Annotated in this window: 14 protein-coding genes; 4 read left to right on the plus strand and 10 right to left on the minus strand. The window is 70.4% G+C overall.

Translation table 11 applies throughout. The annotated features are described in order from the left end of the window. Positions 1 to 78: 78 nt before the first annotated feature. The 6 genes from mmsB to ACWEBX_RS12750 all read right to left on the minus strand — a co-directional run bounded on the left by mmsB (position 79) and on the right by ACWEBX_RS12750 (position 7,402). A complete protein-coding gene (gene mmsB / locus ACWEBX_RS12725) occupies positions 79 to 1,323 on the minus strand; it encodes a multiple monosaccharide ABC transporter permease (RefSeq protein ID WP_451884874.1) in 1,245 nt (414 codons plus the stop codon). Then, on the minus strand, positions 1,320 to 2,870 hold the full coding sequence (gene mmsA / locus ACWEBX_RS12730) for a multiple monosaccharide ABC transporter ATP-binding protein (protein ID WP_451884875.1): 1,551 nt from the start codon (positions 2,868 to 2,870) through the stop codon (positions 1,320 to 1,322). The genes mmsB and mmsA overlap by 4 nt, the downstream gene beginning before the upstream one ends. 32 nt (positions 2,871 to 2,902) lie before the next feature. Continuing rightward, positions 2,903 to 4,015: a multiple monosaccharide ABC transporter substrate-binding protein gene (chvE, locus tag ACWEBX_RS12735; RefSeq protein WP_451884876.1), complete on the minus strand. Its 1,113-nt coding sequence runs from the start codon at positions 4,013 to 4,015 to the stop codon at positions 2,903 to 2,905. Between the two features lie 141 nt (positions 4,016 to 4,156). Beyond that, positions 4,157 to 5,158 (minus strand): hypothetical protein, encoded by a 1,002-nt coding sequence (locus tag ACWEBX_RS12740; RefSeq protein ID WP_451884877.1) that lies wholly within the window; start codon positions 5,156 to 5,158, stop codon positions 4,157 to 4,159. Between the two features lie 85 nt (positions 5,159 to 5,243). After that, positions 5,244 to 6,248 (minus strand): zinc-dependent alcohol dehydrogenase, encoded by a 1,005-nt coding sequence (locus tag ACWEBX_RS12745; RefSeq protein ID WP_451884878.1) that lies wholly within the window; start codon positions 6,246 to 6,248, stop codon positions 5,244 to 5,246. After that, positions 6,245 to 7,402 carry a mandelate racemase/muconate lactonizing enzyme family protein gene (locus ACWEBX_RS12750; protein WP_451884879.1) on the minus strand — a complete coding sequence of 386 codons (1,158 nt, stop codon included), beginning with the start codon at positions 7,400 to 7,402 and terminating at the stop codon, positions 6,245 to 6,247. Before ACWEBX_RS12750 ends, ACWEBX_RS12745 begins: the two co-directional genes overlap by 4 nt. Positions 7,403 to 7,667: 265 nt before the next feature. Between ACWEBX_RS12750 and ACWEBX_RS12755 the strand changes: the two genes are divergently transcribed. Further along, positions 7,668 to 8,429: an SCO2400 family protein gene (locus ACWEBX_RS12755; RefSeq protein ID WP_451884880.1), complete on the plus strand. Its 762-nt coding sequence runs from the start codon at positions 7,668 to 7,670 to the stop codon at positions 8,427 to 8,429. 94 nt (positions 8,430 to 8,523) lie between these two features. Here the strand turns inward: ACWEBX_RS12755 and ACWEBX_RS12760 are convergent, their stop codons facing one another. After that, on the minus strand, positions 8,524 to 8,985 hold the full coding sequence (locus ACWEBX_RS12760) for a MarR family winged helix-turn-helix transcriptional regulator (protein WP_451884881.1): 462 nt from the start codon (positions 8,983 to 8,985) through the stop codon (positions 8,524 to 8,526). 123 nt (positions 8,986 to 9,108) lie between these two features. Between ACWEBX_RS12760 and ACWEBX_RS12765 the strand changes: the two genes are divergently transcribed. Continuing rightward, positions 9,109 to 10,131, plus strand: a complete 1,023-nt coding sequence (locus ACWEBX_RS12765) for an NADP-dependent oxidoreductase (protein WP_451884882.1) — start codon at positions 9,109 to 9,111, stop codon at positions 10,129 to 10,131. 122 nt (positions 10,132 to 10,253) lie between these two features. Beyond that, positions 10,254 to 11,054, plus strand: a complete 801-nt coding sequence (locus tag ACWEBX_RS12770) for an EI24 domain-containing protein (protein WP_451884883.1) — start codon at positions 10,254 to 10,256, stop codon at positions 11,052 to 11,054. A gap of 70 nt (positions 11,055 to 11,124) precedes the next feature. Here the strand turns inward: ACWEBX_RS12770 and ACWEBX_RS12775 are convergent, their stop codons facing one another. Beyond that, positions 11,125 to 11,700: a TetR/AcrR family transcriptional regulator gene (locus tag ACWEBX_RS12775; RefSeq protein WP_451884884.1), complete on the minus strand. Its 576-nt coding sequence runs from the start codon at positions 11,698 to 11,700 to the stop codon at positions 11,125 to 11,127. A 103-nt stretch (positions 11,701 to 11,803) separates the two neighbouring features. On the opposite strand from ACWEBX_RS12775, the gene ACWEBX_RS12780 reads away from it, so the two are divergent. Beyond that, positions 11,804 to 14,266: a glycoside hydrolase family 3 protein gene (locus ACWEBX_RS12780; protein ID WP_451884885.1), complete on the plus strand. Its 2,463-nt coding sequence runs from the start codon at positions 11,804 to 11,806 to the stop codon at positions 14,264 to 14,266. Positions 14,267 to 14,387: 121 nt separating this feature from the next. Here ACWEBX_RS12780 and ACWEBX_RS12785 read toward each other — a convergent pair whose 3' ends face one another. Continuing rightward, positions 14,388 to 15,362 carry an aldose epimerase family protein gene (locus ACWEBX_RS12785; protein ID WP_451884886.1) on the minus strand — a complete coding sequence of 325 codons (975 nt, stop codon included), beginning with the start codon at positions 15,360 to 15,362 and terminating at the stop codon, positions 14,388 to 14,390. A gap of 10 nt (positions 15,363 to 15,372) precedes the next feature. Then, positions 15,373 to 16,260, minus strand: coding sequence for an SGNH/GDSL hydrolase family protein (locus ACWEBX_RS12790; RefSeq protein WP_451884887.1), 888 nt, complete (start codon positions 16,258 to 16,260; stop codon positions 15,373 to 15,375). Positions 16,261 to 16,346: the final 86 nt, after the last annotated feature.

The raw sequence follows: 16,346 nt of genomic DNA on the forward strand, positions 1-16,346 counted from the left end.
GAGTCGACGGCCTTCCCCAGACTGCTGTCGAACGTGGTCTGGTGGGGCTGGCCTCCGAGCGCCTCGCCGTAGGAGGACTTACGAACCGACCTTGCGCTTGTTCCACACGTCGAACCCGACCGCGGCCAGCAGGGCCATGCCCTTGATGACCTGTTGCCAGTCGGTTCCGACACTGAGGAGGTTCATACCGTTGTTCAGCACACCGAGGACCAGGCCACCGATGATCGCGCCGAGGACGGTACCCACACCGCCGCTCATGGACGCGCCACCGATGAACGACGAGGCGATGGCCTCGAGTTCGTAGCTCAGGCCCGCCTTCGGTGAGGCCGCGTTCAGGCGGGTGGCGATCGCCAGGCCCGCCAGGGCCGCGAGCGCGCCCATGTTCAGGAAGACCAAGAAGGTGACCTTCTTGTCCTTGACGCCGGAGAGCTTCGCCGCCGCCAGGTTGCCGCCGATCGCGTAGATGTGACGGCCGAACACGGCGTTGCGCATGACGTAGCCGTAGCCGACCACCAGCGCCCCCAGGATCAGCAGGATGATCGGCGCGCCCTTGTAGCTGGCGAGCAGCATTGTGACCACCAGGACCGCGGAGATCAGCGCCACCAGCTTGAGCAGGAAGATGTTGCGCGGCACCACGTCCAGCGCGAACTCCTGCTGGCGCTTGCGGTCGCGGACCTCCTGGAGCACCACGAAGGCGATCACGGCGAAGCCCAGCAGCAGCGTGATGTTGTGGTAGTTGGTGGTCGGGCCGGCCTCGGGCAGGAAGCCGCTGCCGATCTTCTGCAGTCCGCCCGGGAACGGGCCGAGGGTCTGGCCCTGCAGAAGGATCTCCGTCACGCCGCGGAAGATCAGCATGCCGGCGAGCGTGACGATGAAGGACGGTATGCCGAGGTAGGCGATCAGGAAGCCCTGTGCGGCGCCCGCGATGGCGCCCACGATCAGGCACAGCACCACCGCGACGGGCCACGGGACGCTGTGCTCCACGGTCAGTACGGCCGCGAAGGCGCCCACGAAAGCCGTCAGCGAGCCGACCGACAGGTCGATGTGGCCCGCGATGATCACCAGCATCATGCCGATCGCGAGGATCAGCACGTAGCTGTTCTGCAGGATCAGGTTGGAGACGTTGCGCGGCAGCAGGAGCTGGCCGTCGGTCCAGACGGCGAAGAGCGTGACGATCAGGCCGAGGGCCAGCAGCATGCCGTACTGGCGCATGTTGCGGCGCATGCCGTCGACCACCAACTGGAGCAGGCCCTCACCCGGGGCGCTCCCGCCCCCGCCCGGCGGCGCGGTGGCCGGGTTCTTGTCGGTCACATCGGTGCTCATCGCGTTACCTCTTTGTCCTTCGTCATCTGACGCATCAGCACTTCCTGCGTGGCCTCGGCCCGCGAGAACTCACCAGTCAGCCGCCCGGCAGCCATGGTGTAGATGCGGTCGCACATGCCGAGCAGTTCGGGCAGCTCGGAGGAGATGAAGACGACCGCCTTGCCCTCGGCCGCCAGCTTGTCGATGACCGTGTAGATCTCGTACTTGGCGCCCACGTCGATGCCGCGCGTGGGCTCGTCCAGGATCAGCACGTCAGGGCCCGCGAAGATCCACTTGCTGAGGACGACCTTCTGCTGGTTGCCGCCGGACAGCTTGCCCACCGGCTCGAAGACGGTCGGCGCCTTGATGTTCATGGACTTGCGGTAGCCCTCGGCGACCTGCCGTTCCTCGTGCTCGTCGACGAAGCCGCGCCTGGCCACCTTGGAGAGGGCGGACAGCGAGATGTTGCGGTTGATGGTGTCGATGAGGTTGAGGCCGTAGTGCTTACGGTCCTCGGTGACGTATGCGATCCCGTGCTTGACCGCCTCCGCGACGGACTTGGTACGGATCTCATGGCCGTCCTTGAGGACCGTGCCGCCCGCGTACCGGCCGTACGCGCGCCCGAAGACGCTCATCGCCAGCTCGGTGCGGCCGGCTCCCATCAGGCCGGCGATACCGACGATCTCCCCGCGCCGTACCTGGACGGAGACGTCGTCGACCACCTTGCGCTGCTGGTCGATCGGGTGGTGCACGGTCCAGTCGCGGATCTCCAGCGCGGGGGCGGCGCCCTCCTCGGCCTCGTGCGGGGTGCGCTCGGGGAAGCGGTTCTCCAGGTCGCGGCCCACCATGCCGCTGATGATCCGGTCCTCGGTCGTCTCCGGCGCCTTCACGTCGAGGGTCTCGATGGACTGGCCGTCGCGGAGGATCGTCACCGAGTCCGCGACCTTGCGGATCTCGTTGAGCTTGTGGGAGATGATGATCGAGGTGATGCCCTGGTTCTTCAACTCCAGTATGAGATCCAGGAGTTTGTCGCTGTCCTCGTCGTTGAGCGCCGCTGTCGGCTCGTCGAGGATGAGCAGCTTCACCTTCTTGGAGAGCGCCTTGGCGATCTCCACGAGCTGCTGCTTGCCCACGCCGATGTCGGCGACGCGGGTCTCGGGGTGGTCGGTCAGACCGACCCGGCGCAGCAACTGCGTGGCGTGCCGCAGGGTCTCGTTCCAGTTGATGAACCCGCCCCTGGCGTGTTCGTTGCCGAGGAAGATGTTCTCCGCGAGGGAGAGGTAGGGCGACAGCGCCAGTTCCTGGTGGATGATGACGATGCCGTGGTGTTCGCTCGCGCGGATGTCCCTGAAGTGGCAGACCTCTCCCTCGAAGAGGATCTCCCCCTCGTAACTGCCGTGCGGATGGACGCCGGAGAGCACCTTCATCAAGGTGGACTTGCCGGCGCCGTTCTCGCCGCAGATGGCGTGGACCTCGCCCTGACGGACGGTCAGTGTGACGTCCGACAGCGCCTTGACACCGGGAAAGGTCTTGACGATCGAGCGCATTTCCAGGACGGGTCCCGCCATGGTCGTGCCTTCCAATCCGTGAGGTTCGACGCTTACTTGAGCTTGTCCGCCGTGTAGTAGCCACCGTCGACCAGGACCGACTGGTAGTTGGACTTGTCGACGCTCACCGGCTGGAGCAGGTAGGCGGGGACGACCTTCGCGCCGTTGTCGTACGTCGTGGTGTCGTTGGTCTCCGGCTTCTTGCCGTTGAGGGCCGCGTCGACCATCGTCGAGGCGATCTTGGCGAGCTCGCGGGTGTCCTTGTAGACGGTCTGCGTCTGCTCGCCCGCGATGATCGACTTCACCGACGCCAGCTCGGCGTCCTGGCCCGTGAGGACCGGCAGCGGCTTGTTCTTGGAGCCGTAGTCGTCCGACTTCAGCGCCGACAGGATGCCGATGGAGATGCCGTCGTACGGGGAGAGGACCGCGTCGACCTTCTTGCTGGAGTACGACTTGGTGAGGATGTCGTCCATGCGCTTCTGGGCGGTCGCGCCGTCCCAGCGCAGGGTGGTGACCTGGTTGAGCGCGGTCTGGCCGGACTGGACGACGAGCTGCTTCTTGTCGATGTAGGGCTGGAGCACCTTCATCGCTCCGCCGAAGAAGTACTTCGTGTTGTTGTCGTCGTTCGAGCCGGCGAAGAGCTCGATGTTGAACGGGCCCTTCTTGGAGCCGTCCGCGAGACCGAGCTTCTGGAGGATGTAGTTGCCCTGGAGCTCGCCGACCTTCGAGTTGTCGAAGGACGCGTAGTAGTCGACGTTCTTCGTGTCGAGGATCAGCCGGTCGTAGGCGATGACCGGGATGTGGGCGTCCGCGGCCTGCTGGAGCACGTTGCTCAGGGACTTGTTGTCGATCGCCGCGACGATCAGCGCCTTGACGTTCTGCGTGATCAGGTTCTCGATCTGCGAGACCTGCTGGGCCGGGTCGTCCTCGCCGTAGACCAGCTTGGTCTTGTAGCCCTTGGACTGAAGGTTCTTGACGACGTTGTTGCCGTCGGCGATCCAGCGCTCGGAGGACTTGGTCGGCATCGCGATACCGATGGTCCCGCCCTTGCTGCTGCCCTTGTCCTCCTTGCTGCCGCCTTCGCCGCTCTGGCCGCAGGCGGTCAGGGCGAGGGCGAAGGAGGCGGCTCCGGCTATGGCGGTGAGAGCGGCTCTGCGGTTACGCATGATCATCATCCTTGATGTCTGGGAGCGGGCTCGGTCTCGCGGAACTCGGAAGCTCCGGGAGCTTGGAGAGAGGAAGGCCGAGAAGGTGTGTTGGATTGTGCGCGACTGTGTCTGCTTGTGTGAAGGGGGTTTGTGCGAACGTTATGAGGGAGTGTCGAACCGCGAGAGCGCCCCGGGCAGACGGGAGCCGAGCGGGGCCATGTCGCCGCCCGCGCCGTGCCGTGCCAGCAGGTCAAGGGCGAGACGGCCGCGCCGCACCCGCTCCCGGGCCGTGCTCAGGGTCAGGTCCCGCAGATGGTGTCCGTACGGGTAGATCCCGGGGGTCTTGGACAGCCCGAACTTCAGATAGAGCGGTGCGCCGCGCCGGATCAGCTCGGCGACCTCGTACATCCGGATGTACCCGCCGAGATCGTCGGGGGCCTCGATGTACATGTCCATGGGGGCGGCGGAGACCCGCCGGATCTCGGTGAGGTGATCGAGCGTCAGATCGCTCGGCACGTTCAGCGAGTCGGCGCCGAGGTTCTCGTACACGGCGTACGAGGCCGGGTTGACCGGACCGATCAGCGCCGAGACCTTGAACGTCGTGTCGGCCGGGAGGATCCCGGCGACGCGCGCCCGGTGCAGCGTCCACAGCACACCCTCGTCGGCGACGAGCAGGCACTTGACGCCCAGTTCCGTCGCCCGGACGGCGTCCTCGACACAGCCGGCCACCGCGTCGTGGCCGCGGGCGCGCAGCCCGCCGCCGCGCGAGTCGGAGCGCGCCGAGGCGCCGATGTCCCAGATGCCGCGCGGTCCGGTGAACAGGCAGAGTTCGATGTCGCGTTCACCGGTGGCCTCGACCATCTCGGTGATCTCGGCGTCGGTCAGCATCCAGATGCCGCTGCCCTGGCTGATCCGGTGGATCGGCACATCGAGCCGCGAGGCCTCCTTGAGGACCACGGCGAGCGCCTCGGGCCCCTCCACGGAGGGAACCTCGGTGCGCCAGCGGCCGCCTCCGGGGAAGGTGTGCGGCGAGGCGTCGTCGGGGGAGAGGGCGGGCGCGGCCAGGCCGAGCGCGGCCAGGGCCGGCTCACCGGGTCGACGGGGCGCCGTGGGAGAGGCGTCGGTCACAAGCTGTCCTTCATTGTTCGATATTTCGGGCATGGTTCGCGACGCTGGGCGCGCGAGGCCTGGTGTACGCCGGTACGGGGCCGTCAGGAATCCCCGTACCGGCGTACGGCTTTGGTGGTCACGGTTTCAGCAGGACCTTGCCGACCTTGGGATCACCGGAACCCACCAGTTCGATGGCCTCCGGGAACGCGGCCAGCGGCAGCTCGTGCGTCACCAGCGGGGTCGGGTTCAGCAGGCCCGCGCCGAAGACCCGTACCGTGTGCGCCCAGGCCTCCGGCGGAGCCCCGAACACGGTGTGCACCTCGAGCTGCCGTACGACGAGATCGGTCGGGTCGAGACCCTCGGCACCCGGCGCCGGGATCCCCGTGAGGACCAGGCGCCCGCCGCGCCGCAGCAGGGAGGCGGCGGTGCGTGCCGCGGACGCGGACCCGGCGGTCTCGATCACGACGTCGAAGTCGTCGGGGAGCTCCTGGTCCCTGGTGCGGAACCCGGTGGCGCCGAACTCCCGCGACAGCGCCGCCCGGTCGGGGCGGGTGCCCACCACGAGCAGCTCGGCCGGCGAACCGGCCTTCAGGAACTGCACGGCGAACATCCCGAGCGTTCCGGTGCCCACCACGGCCACGCGCTCACCGGGCCGCGCGTTCGCCTTGAGCGCGGCGGCCGCGATGCAGGCGGCCGGCTCCAGCAGGGCGGCGGCCGTCAGATCGGCGTCGTCGGGCAGGACGTGCAGCAGCCGCGCCGGCAACGTCAGCGTGCTCGCCATGGCGCCGGGAACGGTGAAACCCGTCTCCTCGTACCCGGCCGTGCACAACGTTGTCTCGCCCGCGTGGCAACGGTCGCAGACCTGGCAGTTGCGGAAGCCCTCGCCGACGACCTTGCGGCCGACGAGCGTCGCCGGGACACCGGCGCCGACCTCCTCGACGGTCCCGGACCACTCGTGACCCGGGATCAGGGGATAGCGGACGTAGCCCTCGGGCCGGTTGCCCTGGTAGACCTCGCGGTCGCTGCCGCAGATGCCGACCGCGTGCACCCGCACGAGCGCCTCGCCCGCCGACGGCCGGACCGGCTCGTGCGGGACCAGTCGGTGCTCGCCCGGACCCTCGACGAGGACCGCGGTGCTCACTGCCCCCCCTTGGGCTTGCGCTGCTCCCAGCCGTCGGCCCACAGGTCGAACCGGGCCTGCTGCTGCGGGAACTCGGCCGCCGCGTCGACGTCCAGCTCGACGCCGAGTCCCGGCTCGTGGGACAGCTCGAAGTAGCCGTCCACGACCTGCGGGGCGCCCTTGACGACCTTCTTGATCTCCGCGTCGGCGAAGTCGTTGAAGTGCTCCAGGATCTTGAAGTTCGGCGAGGTGAAGCCGACCTGGAGGGAGGCGGCGGTCAGGACCGGCCCGCCGACGTTGTGCGGCGCCACCAGGACGTAGTGCGCCTCGGCGGTGGCGGCGAGCTTGCGGGTCTCCCAGATGCCGCCGATGTGGCCGACGTCGGGCTGGATGATGTCGACCGCCTGGCTCTCGAAGAGCTCGCGGAACTCGATGCGGTCGTGGATCCGTTCACCCGTCGCGACCGGCATGTCGACCTTGGCGGCCACCTTCTCCAGCGCCTTGAGGTTCTCCGGCGGCACCGGCTCCTCCAGCCACGCGGGCTTGAAGGGGGCGAGCTCGCGGGCGAGGCGGACGGCGGTGGACGGCGAGAAGCGGCCGTGCATCTCCAGCATCAGCTCGGTCTCGGGCCCGATGGCGTCGCGCACCGCCTCGATGAGCGACACCGAGTAGAGCGTGGCCTCGTGGTCGAGTTCGAAGTGCCCGGTGCCGAAGGGGTCGATCTTGAGGGCCTTGTAGCCCCGCGCGACGACCTCCTGAGCGGCCTTGTGGTAGGCCTCCGGGGTGCGTTCGGTGGTGTACCAGCCGTTGGCGTAGGCCTTGACCCTGTCGGTGACCTTGCCGCCGAGGAGCTGCCAGACCGGCACCCCGAGCGCCTTGCCCTTGATGTCCCAGCAGGCCATCTCGATGACCGCGATGCCGGACATCACGATCTCGCCGGCGCGTCCGTAGTCGCCGTACTTCATCCGGCGGACCAGGTCCTCGACGGCGAACGGGTCGGAGCCGAGAATATGGTTGGCCTGCGCCTCGTGCAGATAGCCGATCAGCGCGTCGGTGTGGCCCAGCATGCGGGTCTCGCCGACCCCGGTGATGCCCTCGTCGGTGTGCACCTGGACGTAGGTCAGGTTCCGCCAGGGTGTCCCGACCACGTGTGTGGTGATTCCCGTGATGCGCACGGCAGATGCCCCCTGTGCTTTCAGCTCTGTTCGAAATTTCGTCACACGTTCGAAATGCTGGCGTGACAGTAAGGACGCGGCCCGGGGGGTGTCAATGGGTCGCGCAGATAACGGTTTCGACGCGATGGGCGTCGGATGGGCGCCAGGATGGCGGGGAATGGTCGGGGATGCCTGGGTCCGCCGGACCGGAATAATCGATTCCGCACAACATCTTCACAACTGCGCCTAGGAACGTTACCGGCGGTGACCCTAGTCTTCCCGCGTCATGGACTACTGCCACGTGTGCCGCAGGCACCTCAACGGCGCCCTCGCCTGTCCCGGGTGCGGCACCCCGGTCGACGAGCTCGGCGCGGACGCCGAGGAGGCCCGCGCGCGCCCGCAGACAGGTGCGGACACCGACGCGCACCAGGGCGAGGACGGCGACGTCGAGTGGCGCTCCCGGCGTGCCGCGCGCCGGCGTGGCGGCCCTGCCGTGGACACGGAGGCCGGGAGTGCGGACGACCGGAGGGGTCCGAAGGCCCCGGCCGGCGCCAGCCGGCGCGACCGCAAGGCCGCCGCGCACCGCCGCCGGCGCCGTCGCACCCTGTACATAGCCGTCGGCTTCGTCATGGCGGCCGGCGGTCTGAGCCTCGCCGAACTCGGCGTCGACGCGCCCGGGCTCGGCCCCAGCCCCGCCGCCGCGGAGTCGCCCCAAGGCTCGGCCTCACCGGCGGCGTCCTTGCTCAAGAAGGACTCCCCCGCCAAGTCCCCCTCGGCCGGGCGTACGTCCACCTCCTCGCCGTCGGCCTCCACATCCGCCTCCGCCTCGTCCTCCGCGTCGGCGACCGCGACGAGCGGGGAGAGCGCCGGGGGCGGCGGGTCCTCGACCGCCGGCACCCTCCCGGGCCGGACCACCTCGGCCCCGGCGACCGCCTCCTCGGCCCCGGGCGCATCGGCCCCCGCCACCACGGGCCCGACGACGTCGGCACCCACCCCGGCACCCTCGTCCTCGGGCGACTGCAACCGCTTCCTGTGGTGGTGCACGTAGCGGTGGGGGTGTCGCCCGGCACGGGCTGACCTGTGCGGGGCCCTCCGGTTCCCGGGTCTTCCGGGTTCTGCGGTTGTCCCCGGAGCTCGCGCCCTCAGGCGCCGTCGCCCGCGCCGCCCGGGGTCTCGCCCAGCATGCGGCGCAACAGCTCGCGCAGGGCCACCCGTTCCTGGTCCGAGAGCTCCGCCAGGGGTTCGCGGGCGAAGTCGAGCGAGTCGCGCAGCCCGCCGGCGATTCTGCGGCCCTCGGCCGTCGCCGCCGCCAGTTTCACCCGGCGGTCCGCCGGGTCGGGGCGGCGCTCCACCAGCCCCCGCGTCTCCAGCCGGTCCACGATCCCCGTGACGTTGGACGGCTCGCACCGCAGTTTCTGCGCCAGACGGCGCATCGGCAGCGGCTCCAGTGAGAGCAGGCTCAGCAGCCGTGCCTGCGCGCCTGTGAGGGCGTGTTCGGCGGCCGCGTCCTCGTACTCCTCGTGGTAGCGGGCCACGACCGTGCCGATCAGTTCGACGACCTCCATGGTCAAAGGGTCGATCCGTGGTCTCTTGTGGGTGGCCATGCCCTCGATCGTATCGCGTTACTTGACATCATGAAATATTCATGAGCATCGTTGTTTCAGGTACTCATTGTTTGAGGTACTGAAACATTTCCGCCCGCCGGTCACCGTGAAAGGCGCACCCTCATGTCCGAGACCCCCCAGCTTCCCTCCACCGGCCGTGAATGGCACCTGGTCAGCCGTCCGGTCGGCTGGCCCCAGCCCGCCGACTTCGCCCTGGTCGAGGCCGAGGTCCGGCAGCCGGGTCCGGGCGAGGTCCTGGTCCGCAACGCCTACGTCTCCGTCGACCCGTACATGCGCGGCCGCATGAGCGCCGCGAAGTCCTACGTCGCCCCCTTCGAGCTCGGCAAGACCATGCAGGGCGGCGCGGTCGGCGAGGTCATCGCCTCGAACGCCGAGGGCATCGAGCCCGGCGACCACGTGCTGCACTTCCTCGGCTGGCGGGAGTACGCCGTCGTGGACGCCAAGCAGGCCGTCAAGGTGGACCCGGAGGCCGCGCCGCTGTCGACGTACCTCGGCGTCCTCGGCATGACCGGCCTCACCGCGTACGCCGGGCTCCTGCGCACCGCCTCCTTCAAGGAGGGCGACTCCGTCTTCGTGTCCGGCGCCGCCGGTGCCGTCGGCAGCCAGGTGGGCCAGATCGCCCGGCTCAAGGGCGCCTCGCGCGTCATCGGTTCCGCCGGGTCCGACGAGAAGGTCAAGCTGCTCGTCGACGAGTACGGCTTCGACGCGGCCTTCAACTACAAGAGCGGCCCGGTCTCCCAGCAGCTCCGCGAGGCCGCGCCCGACGGCGTCGACGTCTACTTCGACAACGTGGGCGGCGACCACCTGGAGGCCGCCATCGGCTCGCTGAACCAGGACGGCCGCATCGCGGTCTGCGGCATGATCTCCGTCTACAACAGCACCGAGCCCGCCCCGGGCCCGCGGAACCTGGCCCGGCTGATCCAGACCCGCGGCCGCATCCAGGGCTTCCTCGTCGGCGACCACTACGACCTCCAGCAGGAGTTCGTGCGGGAGGTCGGCGGCTGGATCCGCTCCGGCGAGCTGAAGTACGCCGAGACGGTCGTCGAGGGCATCGAGAACAACGTGGAGGCGTTCTTCGGCGTCCTGCGCGGCGACAACATCGGAAAGATGATCGTCAAGCTCTGACCCCGGCGGGGCGGCGGCGGACCGGGGACGGCGACCGCTTCCGAGGTGGCGGCGGACCGGGCAAGGACGGCCGCCGCCACCACGGGCTGTGGCCCGGCGCGGCACCCCGATAGGGTCTCCCCATGCGCGATCTTGGGGTGGGTTTCGGCTATCTGCTGCGCGGCCAGCGGTGGGTGGCCCGGCACGGGAGGAGTTTCGGGTTCGGGCTGCTGCCCGGACTCGTCACGCTCGTTCTGTACGCGGCGGCGCTCGTCGCCCTCGGTGTGTACGGGGAGGACTTCGTCACCTGGGCGACGCCGTTCGCGGACGACTGGAGCAGCCCCTGGGGCGGTCTCTTCCGCGGCTTCCTCACCGCCGTCCTGTTCGCCCTGGCACTCCTCCTCGCCGTCCTGACCTTCACCGCGGTCACCCTGCTCATAGGCCAGCCCTTCTACGAGAGCCTCTCGGAGAAGGTCGACCGCGACGTCTCCCCGGACGGCACCGCCCCCGAGTCGGGACTGCCCCTCTGGCGCGAGCTGTGGATCTCCGCGCGCGACAGCCTCCGTGTCCTCGCGCGGGCCCTCGTGTGGGCGGTCCTCCTCTTCGCGCTCGGCTTCGTCCCGTTCATCGGCCAGACCGTCGTGCCGGTGCTCGGCTTTTTCGTCACGGGCTTCTTCCTCACCGAGGAACTCGTCGCCGTCGCCCTGCAGCGCCGCGACGTCGACCTGCGGGCACGCCTCGCGCTGCTCCGCTCCCGCAAGACGCTGGTCTGGGGCTTCGGCACCCCGCTGGGCCTCGCCTTCCTCGTCCCGTTCGTCGCCGTGTTCCTGATGCCGGGAGCGGTCGCGGGCGCCACCCTGATGGCCCGGGACCTGCTCGGCGAGGAGACCCGCGAGGGTGGCGACTCCGACGAGGCGTCCGAGGAGCAGAGCACCGCCCCTTGACCGGCGCGCACGCCCCCGGCGCCACGCTCGTCCGGAGGAGTGAAGCGCCCCCGGCGGATCCCGGGAGCGCTCAGTTCTCGCCCAGCAGGGTCAGGAAGTCGCGGAACGCGGCCGGCATGTCCACGGACTCCGGGTCCAGCAGCCACTGGTACTGAAGGCCGTCCATCACGGCCACGAGCAGGGGAGCTGCGCGCTCCGGCGTGAGTCCGCTCGGCAACCGCTCCCCGTACTCGGCGCGCAGCGCCACGGCCATGTTCGCGCGCACCGCGCCGTAGCGCCGGGTGAAGAACTCGCGGGCCGGGTGCCCCTCCGTGACGCTCTCCCCGAGCAGGGCCGAGAAGGTCTGGATGATCCCGGGCCGCATGGCGTTGTACTCGACCAGCGAGACGAGCAGATCGGCCCGCCAGGGGGTGCCCGGCAGGGCGTCCCACTGGTCCCGCTCCTTGAGCACGGCGACGAGCAGGGCCTCCTTGGTGGGGAAGTGGTGCAGCAGGCCCTGCTGGGTGAGACCGACGCGCTCGGCGACCGCGGCGAGGCTCGCACCCCGGTAACCCCGCTCGGCGATCACCTCCAGCGCCGCGCGCACGATCTCGGCGCGCCGCTCCTCGCTCCGGGTCCGGGTCGTCATGGCGTCACCGTACGGCATCCGATCACCCTCATTGTAACGGCAGAATAACGAAACCTACCGCTCCACAGGTGACCGATGCACGATGGGGGCGACCGACGGTTTTCGACGAGGAGGTGCCGGCATGGCGGACGCTGCGGTGGAAACGGCGGAGGGCGCGGAGGGCGCGAAAGGGGACGCGGCCCGAGAGGCCGTCGTCGAGGCGGCGCTCGGCCGCCTCGGCCTGGACGCGAAGGCCCGGCTGCTGTCCGGGCGGAACATGTGGACGCTGCCCGAGCTCCCCGAGATCGGGCTGAAGTCCCTCGTCATGTCCGACGGCCCGATCGGCGTCCGCGGTGTCCGCTGGACCGCCGACGACCCTTCCGTCGCGCTCCCCTCGCCCACCGCCCTCGCCGCCTCCTGGGACCCGGAGCTGGCCCGCCGCGTCGGCACGCTGCTCGCCCAGGAGGCGCGCCGCAAGGGCGTCCACGTGCTGCTCGCCCCCACCGTCAACCTCCACCGCTCACCGCTCGGCGGCCGCCACTTCGAGGCCTACAGCGAGGACCCGCTCCTGACCGGCGCGATCGGCGGCGGCTACGTCCGCGGCGTGCAGTCCGGCGGGGTCGCCACCACCGTCAAGCACTTCGTCGCCAACGACGCCGAGACCGACCGCTTCACGGTGAACAACCTCGTCTCCGAGCGCGCCCTGCGCGAGCTGTACCTGGCGCCCTTCGAGACCATCGTCGAGAAGGCCCGCCCGTGGGGCGTCATGACCGCCTACAACGCGGTCAACGGCACGACCATGAGCGAGCACCGCCGTCTCGTGAACGACGTCCTGCGCGGCGAATGGGGCTTCGACGGGTTCAACGTCTCCGACTGGATGGCGGCCCGCGACACCAAGGCCGCGATCGAGGGCGGCCTCGACGTCGCCATGCCCGGCCCCCGGACCGTCTACGGAGAACCGCTCGCCGCCGCCGTGCGCGCCGGGGAGGTGGCGGAGGCCACGGTCGACGCGGCCGTCCGCAACGTGCTCCGGCTCGCCGCCCGTGTCGGCGCCCTGGAGGGCGCCGAACCCGTCGTGACCGAGGCGCCGGCGGACGTTGACGGGGAGGCCCTGGCCCGCGAGGTGGCCCGCCGCGGCTTCGTCCTCGTCCGCAACGAAGGAGCCCTGCCGCTCCCCGCGGGGCACCGGGTCGCCCTCATCGGAGCCGCCGCCCGCGACGCCCGCGTCCTCGGCGGCGGCTCGGCCACCGTCTTCCCCGCCCGGATCGTCTCGCCCCTCGACGGCCTCACCGCCGCCCTCGCCGAGGGCACGGTGACCTACGCCGTGGGCGCCGACCTCGCCGTCGAACTCCCCGTCGCCGACAAGGGGTTCGAGCTGCGCGCGGTGTGCCGTGACGCCGCCGGCGAGGTCATCGCCACCGCCTCCGCCCCGAACGGCCAGATCCAGTGGATGGGCGACGACCTGCCCGAGGGGGTCACGCACGAGAACCTGCGCAGTGTCGAACTCGCCGGCACCCTCACCCCGCGCGAGTCCGGCCCGCACACCTTCGGCATCAAGGGCCTCGGCGCGTTCACCCTCACCGTCGACGGCACGACGTACTTCGACGACGTCCAGGGCGCCGACAAGGACGACCCGTTCGTGACGTTCTTCGGCGCCCCCGTTCCGCGCGGCCGGGCCGAACTCGTCGCGGGCGAAGCGGTGGAGGTCTCCCTCACCCATGTCGTCACGGTCCCCGAGGGCGTCCCGATGAAGGTCGTCGGCTTCTCGCTCGCCCACCAGGAGCCCGTGCGCGACGGCGACGAACTGATCGCCGAGGCGGTCGAGGCGGCCCGCGCCGCCGACACCGCCGTCGTCGTGGTCGCCACCACCGACCGCGTCGAGTCCGAGGGCTTCGACCGCGCGGACCTCGGGCTCCCCGGCCGCCAGGACGAACTGGTCCACGCCGTGGCCGCCGCCAACCCGAACACCGTCGTGGTCGTCAACGCCGGCTCCCCGGTGGAACTCCCGTGGCGCGACGAGGTCGCCGCCGTGCTCCTGAGCTGGTTCCCGGGCCAGGAGGGGGGCGCCGCCCTCGCCGACGTCCTCACCGGCGCCCACGAGCCGGGCGGCCGCCTGCCCACCACCTGGGGCTCCCTGGCCGACGCCCCGGTCACCCGGGTCCGCCCGGCGGACGGCGAACTCCCGTACTCCGAGGACGTCTTCATCGGCTACCGCGCCTGGGAGAAGGCGGGCCGTACCCCCTCGTACCCCTTCGGGCACGGTCTCGGCTACACCGACTGGACGTACGAGTCCATCGAGGCCGAAGGCACCACCGTCACCGTCCGTGTCCGCAATTCCGGTCGGCGGGCCGGGCGCGAGGTCGTGCAGGTCTACCTCGCCCCGGTGGAACCCGGCACCGGCCGGCCCGCGCGGGCGCTCGCCGGATTCGCCGGAATCGAGGCCGCCCCGGGCGAGAGCGCCGAGGTCGTGGTGGAGCTTCCGCACCGTGCTTTCGAGGTCTGGGACACCGTGACGGACACGTGGGCGTTTGTGAAGGGTTTGTACGAGGTTCAGGCAGGTCGTTCCCTTCTGGACCGCCGTCTGAGCACGATCATCGAGGCGTAACCATCGCGCCCCCCTTCGGCCGGCCCCGGCCCGGAACCTGACATCCGGACCGGGGCCCGCCGTTTTCTCCCGCGGCGCCCTCCGGGACCGCCTCCGGGACCGCCTTGCGGCACCGGTCTTCCTAGGGCCGTACCGAGAACCCGTACACCGTCTGCGACCGGTACACCGCGCCCGGCCGCAGCTCGGTGCTCGGGAAGTCCGGCCGGTTCGGGGAGTCGGGGAAGTGCTGGGTCTCCAGCGCGATGCCGTCGTTGGGGGTGAAGGGCTCGCTCAGGTGGTCCGCGGTGTAGAGCTGGAGACCGGGTTCGGTGGTCGCGACCGTGAGCACCCGCCCGGACGCCGGGTCGTACAGCTCGGCCACCTCCACCGGACCGGTGGTGAGCCCCTTGTCGAGCACGTAGTTGTGGTCGTATCCCGCGCCGGTCTTGCGGGACTCGCGGAAGTCGAAGCGGGTGCCCTCGACCGGGTCGAGCTCCCCGGTCGGGATGAGGTTGTCGTCCACCCTGGTCAACCGTGAGGCGTCGAGCCGGAGTTCGTGCCCGAGCGCGCTGCCGGAGCCGGCGAGGTTCCAGTACGTGTGGTTCGTCAGGTTCACCACGGTCGGCGCGTCGGTGACCGCCTCGTAGGCGATCCGCAGCGCGCCCCGCTCGTCGAGCGTGTACGTCGCCGAGACCTCCAGGCGCCCCGGGAAGCCCTCCTCGCCGTCCGGGCTGACCCGGGAGAGCCGGACCCCGTGTTCGAGCGGCTCCGCGTCCCACACGCGCTTGTCGAAACCGCCGTCGCCGCCGTGCAGCGAGTTGGGCCCGTTGTTCGGCTCCAGGTGGTGGGTCACCCCCTCCAGGGTGAAGCGGGCGCCTCCGATCCGGTTCGCGTACCGCCCGACCAGCGCGCCGAGATACGGCGCGGGATGGGCCGTATACCCCTCCAGGGCGGGAAAGCCCAGGGTCACGTCCACGGCCCGCCCGTCCCGGTCCGGCACCTCGGCCGACTGCACGATCCCGCCGTACGTGAGCACACGCACCCGGACCCCGGCGCGCTCCAGCGTCCATCGGTGGACCGGGGTGCCGTCGGAAAGTGTGCCGAAAAGTTCACTCATGAGGGAAACCCTAGGTCACGGGGTCGCGTGCCGTGACGGTCCGGTAGGCGATCTCCGCGAGTCGCGCCTGACCGTCCCTGCTCGGATGGAACCAGTCCCAGTGGCTCAACTGGTCCGTGCCGAAGCGGTAGTCGAAGACGGCGTTTCCGTCGAAGCGGCAGCGCCGGTCTTTGGCGCACACCTCGCGCAGCACCTGGTTGTACTCCTTCACCCGGTCCCGTACCTGGCCCCGCCGCAGGGTCGCCGCCGCGTTCAGCGAGTCCGCGTCCCCGAGCATCGAGGGGCAGATGCCCAGCTTCCACACCTGCTTGCCCAGCGCGCTGCCGCGCCCCTGCGACCAGAGCCGCTTCAGATCCGGCACGCTCGACACGTACACCTGCGTCTTGGGCAGAGCCCGCCGCAGCGTGTCCAGCGCGTCCTGGAACTCGGCGCGGTAGTCGGCGACGGACGTCATCGCCGAGGCGGAGGACCGGCAGGCGTCGTTGGCACCCGCCATCACCGTGACCAGCTCCGGCCTGCGGGTCGCCGCCTCGGCCATCTGGCCGGGAAGGTCTGCCATCCGCGCCCCGGTCACCGCGTAGTTCCAGCTCCGCTCGGCCGCCCCGGTCGCTCCGAGCAGCCGCACGGCGAGAGAGCCGACCCGCGGATCGCTGCCCGTCGCCCACGACACCTCGGGGCAGTCGGACAGCACACTGCACGCGTCGAAACCGCGCGTGATCGAGTCGCCGACCGCGGCCATCGAGTCCGGGCTGCGGTCCCAGACCGGCGTGGGCCTCGCCGACGGCCGCAGCTTCGTGGTCCCGCCGGGCGCCGAGGAGTCGCAGGCGGCGGTGCCGAGGAGAGTCGCCGCCGCGGCGGCGGCGAGGACGGCCCGCCAACGGTGGCTGCGATTCCGCATCCCCTGGTCTCCTCGTTCGTTGTACAGGGTTGGTCGGCACCCGCTCCGCGCGGTCGGTCGCACCACGTCGTACACGGTCGGTCGCA

This window comes from Streptomyces sp. NPDC005070, from assembly GCF_053600395.1.